This window comes from Nostoc sp. NMS2 (genome assembly GCF_017115105.1).
In the GTDB taxonomy this organism is placed as follows: Bacteria; Cyanobacteriota; Cyanobacteriia; order Cyanobacteriales; family Nostocaceae; genus Nostoc.
This window is the reverse complement of sequence record NZ_JABXKH010000105.1, coordinates 52,188-70,260: the sequence shown is the minus strand read 5'-3', so window position 1 is coordinate 70,260 and position 18,073 is coordinate 52,188. Positions and strand designations below refer to the sequence as shown.

14 protein-coding genes are annotated in these 18,073 nt (G+C 41.6%); 10 read left to right on the top strand and 4 right to left on the bottom strand.

Annotated features, from left to right (window positions below; translation table 11 throughout):
* Nucleotides 1-113: 113 nt before the first annotated feature.
* Together HWQ36_RS19315 and galE are read right to left on the bottom strand one after the other, a co-directional pair.
* Complete coding sequence (locus HWQ36_RS19315; protein ID WP_292705314.1) at nt 114-299, bottom strand: hypothetical protein; 186 nt, start codon at nt 297-299, stop codon at nt 114-116.
* Nucleotides 300-670: 371 nt separating this feature from the next.
* On the bottom strand, nt 671-1,669 hold the full coding sequence (gene galE, locus HWQ36_RS19310; protein ID WP_292705312.1) for a UDP-glucose 4-epimerase GalE: 999 nt from the start codon (nt 1,667-1,669) through the stop codon (nt 671-673).
* 413 nt (nt 1,670-2,082) lie between these two features.
* Between galE and HWQ36_RS19305 the strand changes: the two genes are divergently transcribed.
* The 3 genes from HWQ36_RS19305 to HWQ36_RS19295 all read left to right on the top strand — a co-directional run bounded on the left by HWQ36_RS19305 (nt 2,083) and on the right by HWQ36_RS19295 (nt 6,651).
* Nucleotides 2,083-2,736 carry a hypothetical protein gene (locus HWQ36_RS19305; RefSeq protein WP_292705310.1) on the top strand — a complete coding sequence of 218 codons (654 nt, stop codon included), beginning with the start codon at nt 2,083-2,085 and terminating at the stop codon, nt 2,734-2,736.
* 471 nt (nt 2,737-3,207) lie between these two features.
* A complete protein-coding gene (locus tag HWQ36_RS19300; protein WP_292705308.1) occupies nt 3,208-4,959 on the top strand; it encodes an ABC transporter ATP-binding protein in 1,752 nt (583 codons plus the stop codon).
* A 387-nt stretch (nt 4,960-5,346) separates the two neighbouring features.
* The gene (locus HWQ36_RS19295; RefSeq protein ID WP_292705306.1) at nt 5,347-6,651 is read left to right on the top strand and encodes an ATP-binding protein; all 1,305 of its coding nucleotides are present in this window, start codon (nt 5,347-5,349) and stop codon (nt 6,649-6,651) included.
* 487 nt (nt 6,652-7,138) lie between these two features.
* Here HWQ36_RS19295 and HWQ36_RS19290 read toward each other — a convergent pair whose 3' ends face one another.
* Entirely contained in the window at nt 7,139-8,947 is a 1,809-nt protein-coding gene (locus tag HWQ36_RS19290; protein WP_292705304.1) for an endonuclease, read from the bottom strand.
* A 386-nt stretch (nt 8,948-9,333) separates the two neighbouring features.
* On the opposite strand from HWQ36_RS19290, the gene HWQ36_RS19285 reads away from it, so the two are divergent.
* The 6 genes from HWQ36_RS19285 (at nt 9,334) to HWQ36_RS19260 (ending at nt 16,369) form a co-directional block, all read left to right on the top strand.
* Nucleotides 9,334-10,032, top strand: a complete 699-nt coding sequence (locus tag HWQ36_RS19285; RefSeq protein ID WP_292705302.1) for a HupE/UreJ family protein — start codon at nt 9,334-9,336, stop codon at nt 10,030-10,032.
* Nucleotides 10,033-10,720: 688 nt separating this feature from the next.
* Nucleotides 10,721-11,920, top strand: coding sequence for an ABC exporter membrane fusion protein (locus tag HWQ36_RS19280; protein ID WP_292705300.1), 1,200 nt, complete (start codon nt 10,721-10,723; stop codon nt 11,918-11,920).
* Between the two features lie 180 nt (nt 11,921-12,100).
* Nucleotides 12,101-13,273 (top strand): ABC transporter permease DevC, encoded by a 1,173-nt coding sequence (gene devC, locus HWQ36_RS19275; protein ID WP_292705298.1) that lies wholly within the window; start codon nt 12,101-12,103, stop codon nt 13,271-13,273.
* A gap of 88 nt (nt 13,274-13,361) precedes the next feature.
* Entirely contained in the window at nt 13,362-14,060 is a 699-nt protein-coding gene (locus HWQ36_RS19270; RefSeq protein WP_292705296.1) for a DevA family ABC transporter ATP-binding protein, read from the top strand.
* A gap of 711 nt (nt 14,061-14,771) precedes the next feature.
* A complete protein-coding gene (locus tag HWQ36_RS19265) occupies nt 14,772-15,707 on the top strand; it encodes a M23 family metallopeptidase (protein ID WP_292705294.1) in 936 nt (311 codons plus the stop codon).
* Nucleotides 15,708-15,829: 122 nt separating this feature from the next.
* Nucleotides 15,830-16,369 carry a late competence development ComFB family protein gene (locus tag HWQ36_RS19260; RefSeq protein WP_292705292.1) on the top strand — a complete coding sequence of 180 codons (540 nt, stop codon included), beginning with the start codon at nt 15,830-15,832 and terminating at the stop codon, nt 16,367-16,369.
* Between the two features lie 94 nt (nt 16,370-16,463).
* On the opposite strand, the gene HWQ36_RS19255 is transcribed toward HWQ36_RS19260, so the two are convergent.
* Nucleotides 16,464-17,102 carry a L,D-transpeptidase gene (locus tag HWQ36_RS19255; protein ID WP_292705319.1) on the bottom strand — a complete coding sequence of 213 codons (639 nt, stop codon included), beginning with the start codon at nt 17,100-17,102 and terminating at the stop codon, nt 16,464-16,466.
* A gap of 678 nt (nt 17,103-17,780) precedes the next feature.
* Here HWQ36_RS19255 and HWQ36_RS19250 point away from each other — a divergent pair.
* On the top strand, nt 17,781-17,933 hold the full coding sequence (locus HWQ36_RS19250; RefSeq protein WP_167306191.1) for a hypothetical protein: 153 nt from the start codon (nt 17,781-17,783) through the stop codon (nt 17,931-17,933).
* The last annotated feature ends 140 nt before the right edge of the window (nt 17,934-18,073 follow it).

Below are 18,073 nucleotides of genomic sequence, written 5' to 3'. Positions count from 1 at the left end.
GTTTCTGTTTTGGCTGCGGCTCTCCCAAACTCAGACCCTCTGCCATAATCCCTCTGTCAATAGGGTTTGAGACGCGCTAACCCTGGGTAGTTTTCGCTAATTTTAATTTCGTGTCAACTAGCTTGGCTAATACGCCGTTGTAACTCGGTTTCAAATTCTTCAGCAGTGCGAGTGATGACTTTTGGTCGCTGGTCTAACCTGTCCATTAAAATATGGAATGCCTCGGTGTCCTGTGGGTGATATCTGACCCAATCTCTTAATTCATCATCTGACATGGCTTGATAATCAGGTTTAGTCATGGAAATGTCACCTCACCATTTGGATATATCTCTATTTGTATTGTGTCCCCTATCAAAACGTATATGCGTTTTGTTCTTTCGTCCAATCGCACCACGTTGATCGGTTGAAACATATTACTTGCTCTCACACATCTACTATAAAATGCTCTCAACTGTTCTGTTGTTGGTTCCATAGTTATAAGCAGGATAATTGTTAAGAGCTTTAATTTCTAAATATGCAGCTATCTAGGCTCAATCTCAAAATAATTCATAATTTCAATCAGTGGTAATTCTTGAACTATCCACTGATTGAAGACCACTAAATCACTAATTCAGTGGAGGGTTTGTACCCATTCTCTATTTATGAATTAATAATTATTCGGTCATTAAGTCTAATTATGTCGCTTTTGATGCCACTGCCACGCATGAGCGACAATATCTTCGATGGATGGATATTGAGGTTGCCAGCCTAAGATTGTTCTGGCTTTCTCACTAGTGCCAATGAGAATTGGGGGATCTCCAGGACGGCGATCGCGTTCTTCTACTGGTATGCTAATTCCTGTCACCTGTTGGGCGGCTGCAATTACTTCTCTGACAGAGAAGCCGCTACCATTACCCAAATTCAAAACTTCGCTATTGCCACCTTTTAATAAATATTCCAATCCTAAAATATGGGCATCTGCTAAGTCGTTAACATGAATATAATCACGAATACAAGTACCATCGGGCGTGGGGTAATCAGTACCAAAAATTGAGATAGATTTTCGTTTACCTAAAGCTGTCATTAGCACCAAGGGAATCAAATGGGTTTCTGGGTTGTGATCCTCGCCGAGTAAGCCATTGGGATTAGCACCAGCAGCATTAAAATAACGGAAACGCACTGATTGAAAACCATAAGCAACATCGAAATCAGCAAGAATCCGCTCTACCATTAGCTTTGTAGCGCCATAAGGATTAATCGGATTTTGGGGATGGTTTTCTGGAATCGGTACAAATTCCGGCACGCCGTAGGTAGCACAGGTAGAAGAAAAGACAAATTTCTTCACAGATGCCGTCAGCATCGCCTGTAACAGAGTCAAAGTACCAACAACGTTATTACGGTAGTACTTAGCTGGGTCAGTCACCGATTCTCCTACGTAGGCGTAGGCAGAAAAGTGCATCACAGCAGCAATATCGTGGGTTTTAAATAGGTGATCAAGCAAGGCGCGATCGCCTGTATCCCCTACTACCAGCTCTACCTGTAAAACCCTTTCTACCAGGTCACGATGCCCATAGACCAGATTATCAAGGATGACAACGTTATAACCCGCTTGCTTCAAAGCAAGCACCGTATGGGAACCAATGTATCCAGCTCCCCCCGTTACCAAAATGGTAGGCTTTCCAGGCGACATAGTTTTTCCTTTTAAGTGGATTACTCAATTAATTTAGTTTACCGGTGCTACATTACTCTTCTGGAAAATTATAAATAATAGACGCAGTGTTAAAAATTTGAACTAAAATCACTACGACGGTAGTCTTTGGGTGTGAGGTTTGAAGTATTTTAAGTCAAACAGTGCGATCGCAATTTGACAATAAAATAAATCCATTTCCCGAAACCTCTAGGTTGACCCTTACGGGTGACGCTTCTAGCGTCGCGGCGAAGAAGTCACTAGTTGTTTTATACAGGGAAACCATGCAGGACAAGTCCTCTTGGGGAGCCACTTCTTCTCCTGTTAAGAGAAGCAATGTCGTGAAAACTCCTAGCAAGGCTGACTGTCTTACCACCACACTGGCTCACTGCACCAGAAAATTTGAGAGTTAATCTATGTTTCTATTGTTAAGCCGAGTACTGCTGTGGCTGCTGATTGGCACTATCGTATATTCTCTGTTCCAGCGATTTTATCCCTCTGGAACTTTTGTCGGGCGATTAATCCTAGTCGTGATCTTGGTAATCGTAGCCCTATCATTTCTTAACCCCAGTGAACCAGCTGTGGCATCGTTGTGGAGAATGCTGTCTTTTCCACTCAAGCCTCTGGGAGCCTCTGTTTTACTGATGATTTTGGCGGCTCAAAAAATTAAAGGAGGCGGAATAGAAAAACCAGGAGGATACTTGATAGGTTGGGCACTGACGATTTTGCTGTTGGCAAGTACACCAGCAGTAGCCTATTTCCTCTATAGGGCACCTCTAGCAATGACAGGTGAAACTTCTGTAGCATCTGCTGCACCAACATCTGGGACGCTGGTGGCATTAGGGCAACCAAACACCACAGGAAACATCTCAGATGTAGCGGGCGATCGCATTCTTTCTTATAATCTGAGAGTGCCTCCCTACCTGTTACAAGGAAGTCCTCAAGATATTCGCACACGCGGTTTGCGACTTGAAGACTTTGTACCAAATTCAGAAACGTTGCAATTGACAACAAGAACTTGGGAAAGTTATCTCGCTGAAGTTTACAGGTTCATGCGTGTTCAACGGTAATAAAGTAAGAGAGAAGTCAGAATTCAGAATACAGAATTCAGGATGCAATCAGTGGGGGATTGAACCTACCACTGATTGCGTAGAGGTAGCGAGTCCGCGTACTACTAGGTTGAAGCAAACTATGCGTAGCCTCTCTTAGAGAGCGTCTTACAGACCACCAAATTTGGAATTTGGTGAGGGGCTTAAACCCCTTTATCCATCCACCCTACCCTGTGGAAAAGCTAAGAGCGAACGGGTGTCGCTCGTCCCTAGCTTGCACCGCGCTAACGGCAGTCGCACAGAATTAAATTCTGTAGCTTGCTTCCCTGAAAGGGTATTCTGAACGGTAGTTGCTCTACTTGGAAAGACCCCAAGACCGCACTACCTCCTCTTGAATTCTTTCTTGTTCATTTACAAACGATATTCTCTGTACATAGCTGCCTGCTTGGACTAGCAGTTAATCTAGGATGATAAAGTTGCAAAATTGCTTTAATGGCAAAATCTCGACGAATCGCTAAACTCAGTGCTTACCTACGACCCCACTGGCGGGAAGCGTCATTAGGCATTCTCGCTTTGTTATCTGTGAATGCACTGGGCGTTTATATCCCTTGGTTGATTCGTGCTGGTGTTGATAAACTCTCGACAACCTTCGACTGGAGCCAAATACTACATTATGTAGTAATCATTGTCTTGCTCAGTTCGGCGATGTGGCTAATGCGGATGGCATCACGCATTTGGCTATTTGGAGTGGGTCGTCAGGTGGAATTTGACCTGAAACAACGGATTTTTGAACACTTACTCAAGCTGGAGCCGGCTTATTTTGCCAGTAATACTGCTGGCGATTTGATTAATCGGGCTACTAGTGATGTAGACAATATCAAGCGGTTATTGGGTTTTGCCGTTTTGAGTTTGGCAAATACGGTGTTTGCCTACGCCCTGACACTGCCAGTAATGCTGGCGATTAGTGTGGATCTGACGCTAGCGTCTCTGGCAGTTTACCCTTTTATGCTGTTGTTGGTGAGTCTATTTAGCGATCGCTTACGCAAACAACAAGCAGCAGTTCAAGAGCAACTCTCTGACATTAGCGAACTCATCCAGGAGGATATTAGTGGCATTGCTTTAATTAAAATCTATGCCCAAGAAGCAAACGAGCGTCGAGCCTTCTCTAAGAAAAATCAGCAGCTATTGACTGCTAACCTGGAACTGGCAAAACTCCGCAATACACTTTTTCCGCTAATTGGCGGGCTAGCTAATGTCAGTTCGCTGGTAATTATCTGGCTAGGGGCGGCGCGGATGTCTTCTGGGGCGCTTCAAGTTGGTGACTTTTTAGCACTGTTAATTTATGTAGAGCGGCTAGTTTTCCCCACAGCCCTTTTAGGATTCACAATTACTGCCTACCAACGGGGTGAAGTTAGTATAGATCGCCTTGAATCTATTCTTTCTGTCACACCGAAAATTCAAGACACAGCCGATGCCATATATCTACCGATAGCTGAACTTAAAGGGGAAGTGACAGCTAAAAATCTCACCTACAGTTACCCTGGTTCTACTACTCCAGCTTTAGAAAACGTTAACTTTACCATTGCTCCCGGAGAAACCGTGGCCATTGTTGGGGCAATTGGTTCAGGAAAATCGACTTTAGCCAATGCTTTGCCGCGCTTGTTGGATATTGAATCAGGACAATTGTTTTTAGATGGGCTGGATATTACTAAAATAGCTTTGGCTTCTTTACGAGGTGCGATCGCTTACGTTCCTCAAGATAGTTTTCTATTTAGCACTACAATCAAAAATAATATCCGCTATGGCGATCCAATTAGCGAACAAGAGCAGATAGAATCTGTTGCTAAACTTGCCCAAATTGAATCAGAAATTAACAATTTTCCCCAACAATATGAGACTCTTGTTGGGGAACGTGGTATTACTCTTTCTGGCGGTCAACGACAACGTACCGCCTTAGCTAGAGCTATGCTGGTCAATGCTCCAGTGTTAATTTTGGATGATGCCCTCTCTAGTGTGGATAATCAAACAGCCACACAAATTCTCAAAAATCTCTCTGGTGGTACTGAACGCAAAACAGTAATTTTCATTACCCATCAATTATCGGCGGCAGCTGCGGCTGACAGAATTTTTGTGATGGAAAAGGGAAAAATTGTTCAGATAGGCAATCACTTAGAACTATTGCAACAACAGGGTTTATATAGAACTTTGTGGAGCCAGCATCAAGTTGAGGAATTATTGCACTAGTACAATATTTAACATTACCGAAGAAGAATTCAGAATACATCCGCCAGAATCCATTCTGGATTCTGTGCGACTGGATGTCCAAGGCAGGTTTAAAGCCCCCGATTTGAAACGCGCGTGATATTAATTCTTTCCGTGGCTGTTACCCCTGACTTGACTGCTGGGGTATTCTGAATTCTGAACGCGAAGAGCGTGCTGGAGGCATTATTCTGTCTTCTGACTCCTTCTCATAGCTATTTTCAGTTAATTGAACCACAGATTTTTGTAGGGAAGATTGCTGTGTCCCTACGCCGTGGTTTATGTATTTGAAAAACCCTGTAAGGACAATTTTTTATCCAGCGTGTACAATTTGTAATCCAATGTTTGACAGATTACCTCGTTTGATGATATATGCTGGAACTTTTGCAAAATTTTTTGAGTGATAGCTCATTTATTCCACATGGACATTGTTACCTCTGGAAGCCGAGTTTAGTGTCGCTAAACATCATCTCAGATTCTCTGATTGCTTTAGTGTATTATTCTATTCCCATCATCCTTATTTACTTTGTCCACAAGCGAAAGGATTTCCCCTTCAAGTGGATACTTTTATTATTTGGAGCTTTTATCGTCTCTTGTGGTACAACCCATGTGATGGATGTATGGACTCTTTGGCATCCAACTTACTGGCTGTCCACTTTCATCAAATTTATTACGGCTATTATCTCACTATATACAGCGATCGCACTGTTACCCATCATTCCCCAAGCTCTGGCTTTGCCTAGTCCAGCACAATTAGAAGCAGCTAACTGCCAACTAAAACTGACCTTAAAGGAACTTGAAAATACGCAATCTCAACTGATTCAAACTGAAAAAATGTCTTCATTGGGGCAATTAGTTGCGGGTATTGCCCATGAAATTAATAATCCTGTGAATTTTATTGAGGGGAACATCATTATTGTCAACGAATGTAATATAAATTTACTCAATTTAATTACGCTTTATCAGAAATGTGACTGCCATTTAGTATCAGAAATTCAAGCTTTTATTGAAGAAATTGACCTTGTTTTCATTAAAGAAGACTTACCGAAAATCTTATCTTCCATGAAAATGGGAACCCAGAGGATCTCCAAGCTAGTCTTATCCTTGCGGAACTTTTCGCGGCTAGATGAAGCGGACAAAAAAGAAGTCGATGTCCATGAAGGTCTTGATAGCACACTTTTAATTTTACAAAATCGCTTGCAAGCCGAAGGAAATCATCCAGATATCCAAGTTATAAAAGAATACGGCAACTTGCCTAAAGTCGAGTGCTATCCTGGACAACTCAATCAAGTATTTATGAATATTTTGAATAATTCTATTGATGCTTTGAAAGAATCAATAATTAATTGTCATCTGTTAGTGGATAATATAAAAAAAACTGGCGAGCAAAAACTGACAATTAACAATCCCCGGATTCGTATTTACACTGAGATTTTAGATAGCAATAAAGTGATAATTCGGATTGCTGATAATGGCTGTGGTATGACAGAAGCAGTAAAGCAAAAAGTTTTTGATCCATTTTTTACAACTAAACCTGTTGGTACAGCTACAGGTCTAGGAATGTCAATTAGCTACCAAATTATCAACAAGCATGGTGGCCAACTCAAGTGTATTTCTGCACCGCTTCAAGGCACAGAGTTTATCATCCAGATTCCGATTCGGATAAAGTCTGTTTGATGGTAATTTGATCGGCGCAATTAAAGCTAACTAGCAAATGCTGTCATTTGTCATTTGTCACTTGTACTGAGCGTAGTCGAAGTATTGGTCATTAGTAAGGGCTTAAAGCCTATTTGCGTTTCGTAACATACTTGGGTTTTTTCGCGCCAACTTGCTTAATTTGGTCTCAATACAGTTCAGTTAAGCATTTCTCTCTTCTATTTCTTCTCTTCCTTTGCGTACTTGGCGTCCTTGGCGGTTCGTTAAAAAAATTGACTTTGACAAAAAGTTAAGCCTTAACTGAACCGTATTGAATTTGGTCTAACCATTAAGAGGATGTTTGAAAAATTTTTTGGTAACATCAAAACCTCTCAAATCTAGCTCCCTTAACTGGTTTCAAAGCCTCTCAGGAGTGGGGGAGAGGAATGGAAGCAGTGTTTCTAGTATACTTTGCAACTTTTCAAACATCCTTTAAGACGTAAGACAACCATTCTAAAACACTACTGTTTTAAGAATTACAGTATGCCCGTTCAGCTAATGTGACATCTAGCACGAATGGATTGTCATTACCTTGAAATTTGGCGATCGCGTGACTGCGTTCTATTTCAGTAATATCAGGTAGGTCTTGCTGATTCCATTTACACAAAGTCTGACGCTGATTCTGAAAGTAACTTCGGTCTACTTTCTCAGCCTGATTCCGATAAATAGTGTAAAAGTAGAAAATTGCCCTAGCTATATCCCCTTTTACTTTCTCTCTAGGCTCAAATTTAGAAGAAGATGATTCGCTAAACTCGTCAATTGCACTACTAGGAATTGTAGATTGAACAGTATCATTCCGATACCATTTTTTAGTACTTGTGTCGGCTATATCGTCGAAGGGTTTATTTCCTCGCTCACTATTAATATTTTCTCGTGCAGGAAATAAATGGTGAAGGTCACTTTGGGCATTACCGTTGTTAGCCCCTTTACTTTGTGGCCAAACGTGTTCAGTATTCAGTCCTAATTTGTCAGCTTCCTGACTAGGATTACCATTACCATTTAGACGAATTTGGTAATTGGCATAGACATCTGTCACAATACCTGCTTGATTGTCAATAATGCCAAACATTTCGTCTCTTGCGCGATCGTAGTTCAAAGCTTTGCTAGGCGTATATTCCTTAGCAAGTTCTTCAACTAGAGCGACTTTGGATAATTGAGGCAATATAATTGCCGAATCACTTACAGGAGTGGGAGTGGGTTGAACAACAGGAGGAATCGTGTCAGAGGTGGACTGGTTAGCAGGTAATGTAAACGCTGCAATCACAGGATCATGATCGCTGACAGGCTTACTAAAGCCAACGTTGACATGCACAATGTCAATTTTTGGTTGAGCAACACGAGAAAGATTTTCACTGACCAACAAATGGTCAATAAGTTGAGGATTTCCCCGAAAATTGAAAGTAAAGCGATCGCTAGCAGGTAAACTATCAGTCAGATTCTCAAGAATATTACCCTTTAAAGTTTTCAGAGGTAAAGAATCGGGTAAATCGTTTAAGTCACCCAGTACAATTACTTTGGCTTGCGGGTCAACTTCTAGTATTTGTCCTACGAATTCATTAACGATTTCGGCTTGCTTGACTCGTTTAACATCGCTAGGAGAACCTCCCAGCTTAGAAACAAAGTGATTAGCAATGATAAACAGCTTTTGCTCGTTAAATATAAATTCTGCTGCAAGTGGCTTACGGCTTTCCTCAAAAGCACTATTCGTAGGGTCAATCCGACCTGGGTTGAGTGAGAGGTCAAGACCATTTGCACCTTGAGTAATAGCTACAGCATCTAATGAACCGCCTTTTTTGGGCAGTTTTGCTAGAGTTATCCGGCTAGGTTGAAATAATAAACCGACACGAATATTACCTCCAGGTTCTCCACCATCTCGATCGTCGTTGGGCGCAATATCCACAAAATCGTATGCTGGACTACCGATATCTTCGAGTGCAGCAATCAGTTTTTGGTAAGTCTCGTTTGCATTCACAACATCATCATCAATTGGCCCGTTGTTATCCTGAACTTCAACCAAACTGATGACATCTGGTGCGTTCAAATTATTGCCAAGAATTTTGGCAATATTCTCAAAGCGTCGATCTTTTGGATCTAAATTCTCGACGTTAAAAGTTGCAACAGTCAATACATCCTGGGAATTTTTGAGAGATGTTGTTTCCCGTTGGGAAACTGGAAGTAAAGGAGTTGGCAATTGGGCTATTGGACTAGCGTGCAGTGGACTAATCCATACAAAGAAGATGAGAACAGTACTAAGTAGTAACAATTTGATAAATTTCATTCTCTCTTCCAATGAAGGTATTTTCTAGATTAGTCTTCTTTTGAATAGAGTTCAATTAAGAGAAGTTTTAGGTTAAGTAAAGGTGAGCATTCCATCTGAGAGAAAATACTAGGATAAAAGGAAATTGCGCTCTATTTCCCTACTATATTTGCAGTCGATTAGATACCGTTTTTAATATCAAGTATTGACGATTGTTGGTAGCGATATCTGCGACGGACTTCTCTACAAGAGGCTACACCAACGCCTATGCAGTCCGTTATACTTTTCAACCACTGTGGCTTTGGATAACTTCATGAAGCTAGTACAAAGTAATGTAATTACCACGTTAGTTTTTTGGGATAGGTGGGTAGTATAAATTACCGAAAAAACTAATTTGGCATATAGTGATGTTCAAAAGGAAATTATCAGAATTCCGTGCTTCACAGGAATTTTACACCTCGAAGTTAATGGATCGCCATATTGGAGCGATCGCAGCCTTAATTTTAATTAGCTTACTGAGTTCATTGAGTGGAACACCACTTAACCATACCATCACTAACTGCTGGGAAGGCTTTCTCTGGGGATTGGCAGATCCAGTACTTGGCTTAGATTGTTTAGTGGGGATTGTTGCTATTGGCTTACTCTCATCTATATTTGTTCGTGGCGCTGCGATCGCTGGATATTTTGTCTTAGCAGCAATCTTGGGCATTGTAATTCATCTATTCCAGGTAAATTTCCCAGGCACAGAAATAGCGTTCGCTGAAAGCGTTGGCGCAGCCATCGCTATTTCTACCATCGTTTTTAGTACTATGCTGATGATGCCAAATCAACCAAACTTTGTGGTACTTGCTCTGATGGGCATCAGTGCTGGTTTATTTCAGGGTTACACTGTTGCTGAGTCTATTATTGGGGCAGGAATGATGCCACTAATTGCCTATATACTAGGTATGGCATTGACTCTGTTTGCGGTTGCCATGAGTGCCAGAGAAATTGGTGGTGCAATGGGTATGGGAGAAATAAACCGAACTTTACCCTGGAAAATTAGCATTACTGGCTTCGCTTTTTGTGCGATCGGCATCGTGTTTTTGAGCAATTCGATGAGCTAAATCACATATTTCAATTCAGTGAAATACATTTATTTATGCGGGCGTACACTTAGCTGTGCGCTCTTATTACATGGATACATCTTTAGAAGCTATATCTAAATAAAAGCTTATCTGACTTTTCACGTAAGCTAACGATTAACCTAACCCCCTAGCCCCCTTCCCGACGCGGGAAGGGGGAAAATTCAAAATCTCTCTCCTAAAAGGAGAGAGATTTAGAGAGAGGTTTTCCAGATACCGTAAAAAGTCAGAAAAGTTTATGACACCTGAATAAATTCCGGGTACGCTAACAGAATTAATTTATTCAAATAACTTTTAATAGTAAAAACATATCACAAAACTTATAAAAGTATAAAATTTCAAGAGATTTTTTAGGAATTGAAGATTATTTATTTATCATGACAAAAGATATTTCTTTTTGACTGAATTTACCTCTGATTGTTGGCACTGTTACAACCCGTAATTTGGAAACCGTTTACTATACCTAAGTACTTTCAAAAAAGAAAACTAACTCATCCTTAACATAAAGCTCTTAATACTGGAGAGTGATTTTTTATTATCGTATACAGACAAATCGCAGCAGATTGATAAATTGTCAACAATTTTCATTTTTTATGAACTTTGAATCGATAAATTAACAATAACTAACAGAAGTTTAGTTTTTTCTGCGCCACTAGTTAAGAGGTAATCTATGGTACGAAACTCAAAGCTAGGGTACAGAACATTCCCTAAGTCTATTCTGCGTCCATCTGTTGCTATAGGTATAATTGCATCTTTATTGGTTGGCGGAATAAGTTTTTATATAGTAAAACGCTGGCAAAATTATGCAAATCCAGAGACACAAGTGCCAGCAACACAATTGCCACAGTTAAAAACGGTAACAGCTTTAGGACGAATTGAACCACAGGGAAAGGTAATAAAACTTTCTGCTGCGGTATCTGCTGAAGGAAGTCGGGTAGAAAAGTTGTTAGTAAAGGAGGGGGATTGGGTAAAAGCGGGACAAGTGATTGCGATTTTGAATAGCCGCGATCGCTTGCAGGCAGAATTAAAAGAGGCGCAGGAACAAGTAAAAGTAGCACAGGCAAACCTAAACCGCACCCAAGCAGGTGCGAAACATGGTGAAATTGCCGCCCAAAAAGCCGCGATCGCTCGCTTAGAAGCAGAACGCCAAGGTGATATTAATACTCAAGCAGCGACAATTGAGCGATTCCAAGCCGAAGTGCAAAATGCCCAAGCAGAAGACGAACGTTATCAGCAACTATATCAACAGGGTGCAATTTCCGCCTCCCAACGGGATAGTAAGCGTTTAAACTTAGAAACCGCCCAAAAAAGCCTGCAAGAATCACAGGCACAATTAAATCGTACTCAATCAACTAGTCAGCAAAAGGTAAAACAGGCCACAGCAACCCTTGAGGAAATTGCTGAGGTACGAGGAGTAGATGTAGAAGCTGCCCAAGCAGAAATCAATCGGGCTGTAGCAGCCATGAATCTGGCAAAAGTCAATCTAAAACAGGCCCAAGTGCGATCGCCCCAAAATGGACAGGTATTCGAGATCCACACCCATCCTGGCGAATTAGTCTCAAATGATGGCATTGCTGATATTGGACAAACTAGCCAAATGTATGTCATAGCCGAAGTCTATGAAAGCGATATCGGCAAAGTTAATTCAGGGCAACAAGTACGAATATTTGGCGATTACCTCCCGATTGAATTGCAGGGAATCGTAGATCGCAAAGGTTTGCAAGTACGACGGCAGAATGTCATTAACACAGATCCCGTCAGCAATATCGACAACAGAGTAGTAGAAGTTTATATCCGACTAGATGAAGCCTCCAGCCGAAAAGCTGCCAGCTTAACCAATATGCAAGTTAAGGCAGTAATTGAAATGTAAATTGGGCATTGGGAATTGGGCATTGGGAATTGGGCATTGGGCATTGGGCATTGGGCATTGGGCATTGGGCATTGGTTATTCATTTTTCTCCCTCATCTCCCTCATCTCCCTCATCTCCCTCATCTCCCCCACTCCCTCATCCTCCCCTGCTCCCTCATCCCCCTCATCCCCACCCCCACTATGGGATTAATCAAACAACTGCAACGGCGAACCCCTCTAGGATGGCTGCAACTGAACCATGAAAAAAGCCGCCTCTTGGTAGCATTGTCAGGCATTGCCTTTGCGGATCTTCTCATGTTCATGCAGCTGGGCTTTCAGACTGCGCTGTATGACAGTAACACCAGACTACATCGCAGTTTGCAAGCAGACATTGTTTTAACCAGTCCCCAAGCCCGTAACCTGCCAAGCTTGTCTACATTTTCTCGGCGGCGACTTTACCAAGCAATGGATATACCAGGGGTGAAGTCGGCAGAACCAATGTATTTCAATAACACAATCTGGAAAAATCCTCAAACACATCGTGAGACGGGGGTGTTAGTTATCGGCTTCAATCCAGATAAGCCAGCCTTTGACTTACCAGATGTTAACCAGCAATTGCAGGCAATTAAGCTACCAGATACCGTTTTGTTCGACCGTGGTGCAAGAGGAGATTATCAAAAAGCGATCGCTCAAATTGACCAAGGTAAAACCCTAACCACCGAAATAGAACGGCGCACGATTACCATTAGTGGCTTATTTCAAGTCGGGGCTTCCTTTGGTTCCGATGGCAACCTGATTACCAGCGATCAAAACTTTTTGCGGCTATTTTCAGGGCGACAGTCAAGTAGCATCAGTCTAGGTTTGATTAAGGTAAAACCAGGCTATGACCCGAAAAAAGTCGCAACAAGCTTGAAAGCCTACCTGAGAGATGATGTCAGAGTCTTAACCCACGCCGAATTTATTGAATTTGAAAACAACTTCTGGAGAACCAATTCCCCAATAGGCTTTATTTTCAGCCTGGGTGTATCAATGGGCTTTGTGGTGGGCGTGATTATCGTCTATCAAGTCCTTTCCACCGATGTTAATGCCCATATTCGGGAATACGCCACCTTTAAAGCAATGGGATATCGCAATTACTACCTGCTGGGTGTGGTGCTTGAAGAATCGTTGATATTGGCAGCACTGGGCTTCCTTCCCGGATTGGGAGTGTCCTTAGCACTTTACCAACTGACTCGCAGTGCCACAAATTTACCCATGTACATGACTGCGATTCGGGCATTGCAAGTATTAGTGCTGACTATCATTATGTGTACAATTTCCGGTGCGATCGCCACCCGCAAACTCCAAGCCACCGATCCTGCTGATATGTTTTAAATTTGTCATTTGTCATTTGTCATTGGTCATTTGCAAAAAACAAAGGACAAATGACCAATGACAATCGTCACGAGTAATCGAGCTATTTATGACTAGTCAATCTGTTATCTCTATTAAAAATCTCGACCACTACTTTGGTCATAGTTCACTCCGCAAGCAAGTTTTATCTAACATCAACTTAGAGATTAACGTCGGTGAAATTATTATTATGACCGGCCCCTCTGGTTCTGGAAAGACTACCTTGCTAACCTTAGTTGGTGGATTGCGTTCTGCCCAATCTGGTAGTTTGCAGGTGTTGGGGCGAGAACTTTGTGGTGCTAGTAGTGAACAATTAATCCAAGCGCGACGGCATAACGGTTATATTTTCCAAGCACATAACTTGCATGGGAGTTTAACGGCACTCCAAAACGTCAAAATGGCTTTGGAATTGCACAAATATCTTGGGTTAAAAAAGATGCTAGCTAGGTCAGCCCAGATGTTAGAGCAGGTAGGATTAGGAAATCATTTACATTACTATCCTGAAAAACTATCTGGAGGACAAAAACAACGAGTAGCGATCGCTCGTGCCTTAGTCAGTTATCCTCAAATAATCCTAGCGGATGAACCCACCGCCGCCCTTGACAGTCAATCGGGTCGGGATGTAGTCAATCTTATGCAAAAACTGGCAAAAGAACAAAGCTGTACCATCTTGATGGTTACTCATGACAACCGTATCCTTGACATTGCCGATCGCATCGTTGACATGGAAGATGGTAAGCTCAAGTCAGAATTGACACTCTCAACCTAAAGTTAATCAGCTTTCATTCCTCAAGCTCAGAAATCGAAACCAGAAAATTTTAAGTAAAATCACTGTTGTTTTAAACCTTATATCAACACTAATAATATTTGTTATTAGTATATAAACGGTGATTAAGAATTAGATAAATCAAAAATCCAATAATTTCACACTATATTTTACTAAAAATTATTGTAGGGTAGGCAAGATGACTACCCTATTTTTGCAAATTAAATGCTCAATAACTTACTAAATCGAGCTTTGCCTAAATTTAATAGGGTTATTTCTAACACCTTCCCCTTGGTTTACCTGGTTTGCGTGATTTACTTGCACCAATTTTAACTTAACAATGCAGTACGAGTGTCCAGTTGAACAAGTGTCCAGTTGATTACAAAATTTTCTTCAAGTATTATTATGTAATGGGTATAATCACAACGGGTTTCTTTTGTTGCCTAATAAATGATACCTTGGCAAACCACTATAGAGTCTTTGCCTTCAATCTAGTTAAATTTTAAGATCATTGCCAATGCCAATGTAATACATAAATTTAATACCAACTAACTAAATTACAGTTACAAATCATTCTCTCTTATCTCCTACCTCATGCCAGTGTACTGCCCATAAGTCTCTGGAGGGTTTCAAAAACATCTACATTAAAGAGGAAACACGAGTAAAAATAAGCTAGTCTATTTTCCAACACAAGCAAGGAATTTTTGTAGCTCTATGATTATTGAGAATAGCACTAGTAGTTCAAACAACAATTTGCTCGGTTTTGATGTCAAAAGTTTGACAGCCAATCGCCTGGCAATAAATGTGTTAAAGGGAATATTTGCTGTTCTCCCTATCACCTTGGCATTGCCTGTAGATGCTTTACAAGTAAAGGTGACTCCAACTAGTCCTAAATTAGGGGATACACTCTCGGTAGAGATTAATCTAGATAATCCTGAGAATGTTAAAAATCCAACAGTATCAAATGGCAATAATACATACCCAGCCTTTCAAATTGCCCCCAATCAGTATCGGGCTTTTGTTCCCACAACTCCACTAGAAAAAGCTGGAACTAGAACACTTAAGGTTGCAGGGGATGGTCAAGTACAAAACTTAGCTGTGAATGTGCTTAATCGCAAGTTCCCCGTACAACGTATTACTTTGCCACCTGGCAAAGCCGGAGTGGATGCTACAGAATATGAACTTAAGCGTGTAGCGGCTTTCAAGGCACTACAAACACCAGAAAAGTATTGGAATGGGGTATTTTTGAAGCCAAATGCAGGGCGGATGAGTACAAACTATGGTGTACGCCGCTACTATAATGGTACATTTGCAAAGGACTACTATCATCGTGGTCTTGACTACGCTGGTGCTGCCGGATCTCCGGTGATTGCCCCAGCCCCTGGGCGAGTTGCTTTGGTAGGTAGGGTATCCCAAGGGTTTCGGATACACGGTAACGTAGTTGGCATTGACCACGGTCAAGGAGTAACCAGTATTTTCATGCACCTGAGTCGTATTAACGTCAAAGAAGGTGATTTTGTGAAAGCTGGTCAAGTAATTGGCGCAGTTGGTTCAACAGGTGCTGCCACGGGGCCACATTTGCACTGGGGTCTGTATGTCAACGGACAATCTGTTGATCCAACACCTTGGCGAACTAAGGTCGTTAATTAGTAGAGGCGGAGTGGATCGCGTCTGTGCATAATTTGTGTTTTTTTTGCTGAAAGATTAGGCAAAATCAATTGGATTGATACCGTCCCTACCTTACTTGGCTAACGTAAATGATGATAAGTGTTATGAGTATCGAAAAAATTGTAGAACAAGCTCTCCAGGATGGTTATTTGACACCAGCAATGGAAGCAGAAGTCGGTAGAATCTGTGATAACGCTTCGGAACTCTCAATTGAAGAGTATATGGCGCTGGATCGGCTCATGGGAGCGCTATTGACTGGTGAGGTAGTGGCGGTACCTCGCAAACAATTCATTAACGTCATGGAAGAATTAGTACTGACAGAAGCGATCGCCAGAGTCGCGGAAATTGAAGCCACCAGCGAAAGTTCTCTAGATGTCGGAGATATTGCTGCTTATGCTCTGAATCGACTACCACCTTTGTATGCTACTACGGAAGAGGGTGCTAGCTTCCAGCGCCAAACAGCTCAGGCACAACTGCAAGACTTAATTTCTCAGCAAGTAAGTGAGGCGATTAATCGTTATCTAGATCGACCCGATTTCTTCCCAGAACGGCAAGCTTTAGGCAAAAACACTGGTAATGAGGTTGTGCGCCAAGTTAGCGCCTTACTCCAGACATACGCACCTAATTTTGAGCAAAAATTATAATTCTAAGAGTCATTAGTCATTAGTCATTAGTCATTAGTCATTGGTCATTTGTTTTAGAGAAAAGACAAAGGACAAATGACAAATGACTCTTAAATTAATTACGTACTACTACCTCTGTCCCTATACTCACTTGCTCATAAAGCATTCTGACATCAGAATTACGCATTCTTAAACAGCCGTGGGATACAGCCGTTCCTACCAGGTCAATATCGGGTGTGCCATGAAAGCCAATTTCATTGCGTCCATCTGACCAAAAACCAATCCATCTGTCTCCCAAGGGACTGTCCGTACCAGCCTGAAATACTTTGCCCGTAATTGGGTGACGCCAGATTGGATAGTGTCGCATGTGGATCACCTGGAAAGAACCTGTGGGCGTTTCCCAACCTTTCTTACCTACAGCGATTGGGTAGCTAGCTATTACCTCATCTCCTGCATATACATAAGTGCGGCGATCACTTAAATCAACCACGACTTGCGTCTTGCCATCTGCCAGCCGATCAGATGCAGATGGTACTTGTTGGGCTGAAGCCTGAGACCATAGACCTTTTGGCCAACTATCCGCAACTGGATTTTGTCTTTCTGTTTGCGCCACCAGCTGCATCTTAATTGGTGGTTCAGTTGCTTGAGCTACATTATTCCTAATTGTTTTTGGCTGAGTTTGAGGCTTAATAGTAGAAGATTTTGGTGTAGAAGCCTTGCGAGTCGTTGCTTGAGCTACATTCTTCTTAATTATTTTCGACTTAATAGCAGAATATTTGAGTGTAGAAGTCTTGCGAGTCGTTGCTTGAGCTACATTCTTCTTAATTATTTTCGACTTAGTTCGAGGCTTAATAGCAGAGGACTTTGGTGTAACCGCCCTCTGGACAGTTGAGCCTTGGGCAACTTCACCAGGTGTCACAGATGCACCCACGGTAATTTCCCCTAAACTCACTTGTGACAGATTCTTGTAGACTCCCTCTGAGCGGCTTCTCTTCGGATTGGTTAGGGTAGAATCTCGCCGCATCGAAGTAGATGCAGACTTATCAGACTGCCGTTCTGCCGTAGTAATCCGCCAATGGACAGCTAAAGATAAAAATGCTGTGCCAAAACAGAGCAACATTACCATCCGCCCTACAGATTCGTTTCTTACCATTGCCATCGCCTATTGTTTATCCCTGACATATCCAGCCGAGAAATTGGATGTGTTCATCATCCGATTATCAAAAATTTATCAATACTTATCATTTCCGCTATAAATCTGCCAACACCTTTGGGCAAACTAAGACTATGCAAATTGTCCCAGTAGCAAAACTTCAAGTAACTAACCTCATTTCTCCAAAGTTCTGGGGGTTGTAAGCCAATACTTAGACTTTCTAGTGGAACTTTTGCAATGTAGCAATCAATGATTAGTGGTGTCGGTGTGAGAAAAACCATGTTTGAAAAACTATTGCTAGCAGTCACAATTACATTTTCCCTCAATTTATTTTTTCAAGTTCGTGTACCAGAGCAACATAACTCTGGCGCTATCTACGGGTCACAACTAGAACAATCAGCAACTATTCTGGTAACAAAATCAAAAAAATAAATCACCATTATAGTAACCACAGCAACCCAATTCCCAGAAATTATTACCTGAATTTTAAAGCGATCGAGAAGTTAGAATTACAAAATTTTTCTCTTCATCTTTAATAACCAGATTTAATTATTTTTATCAAGCGTATATAC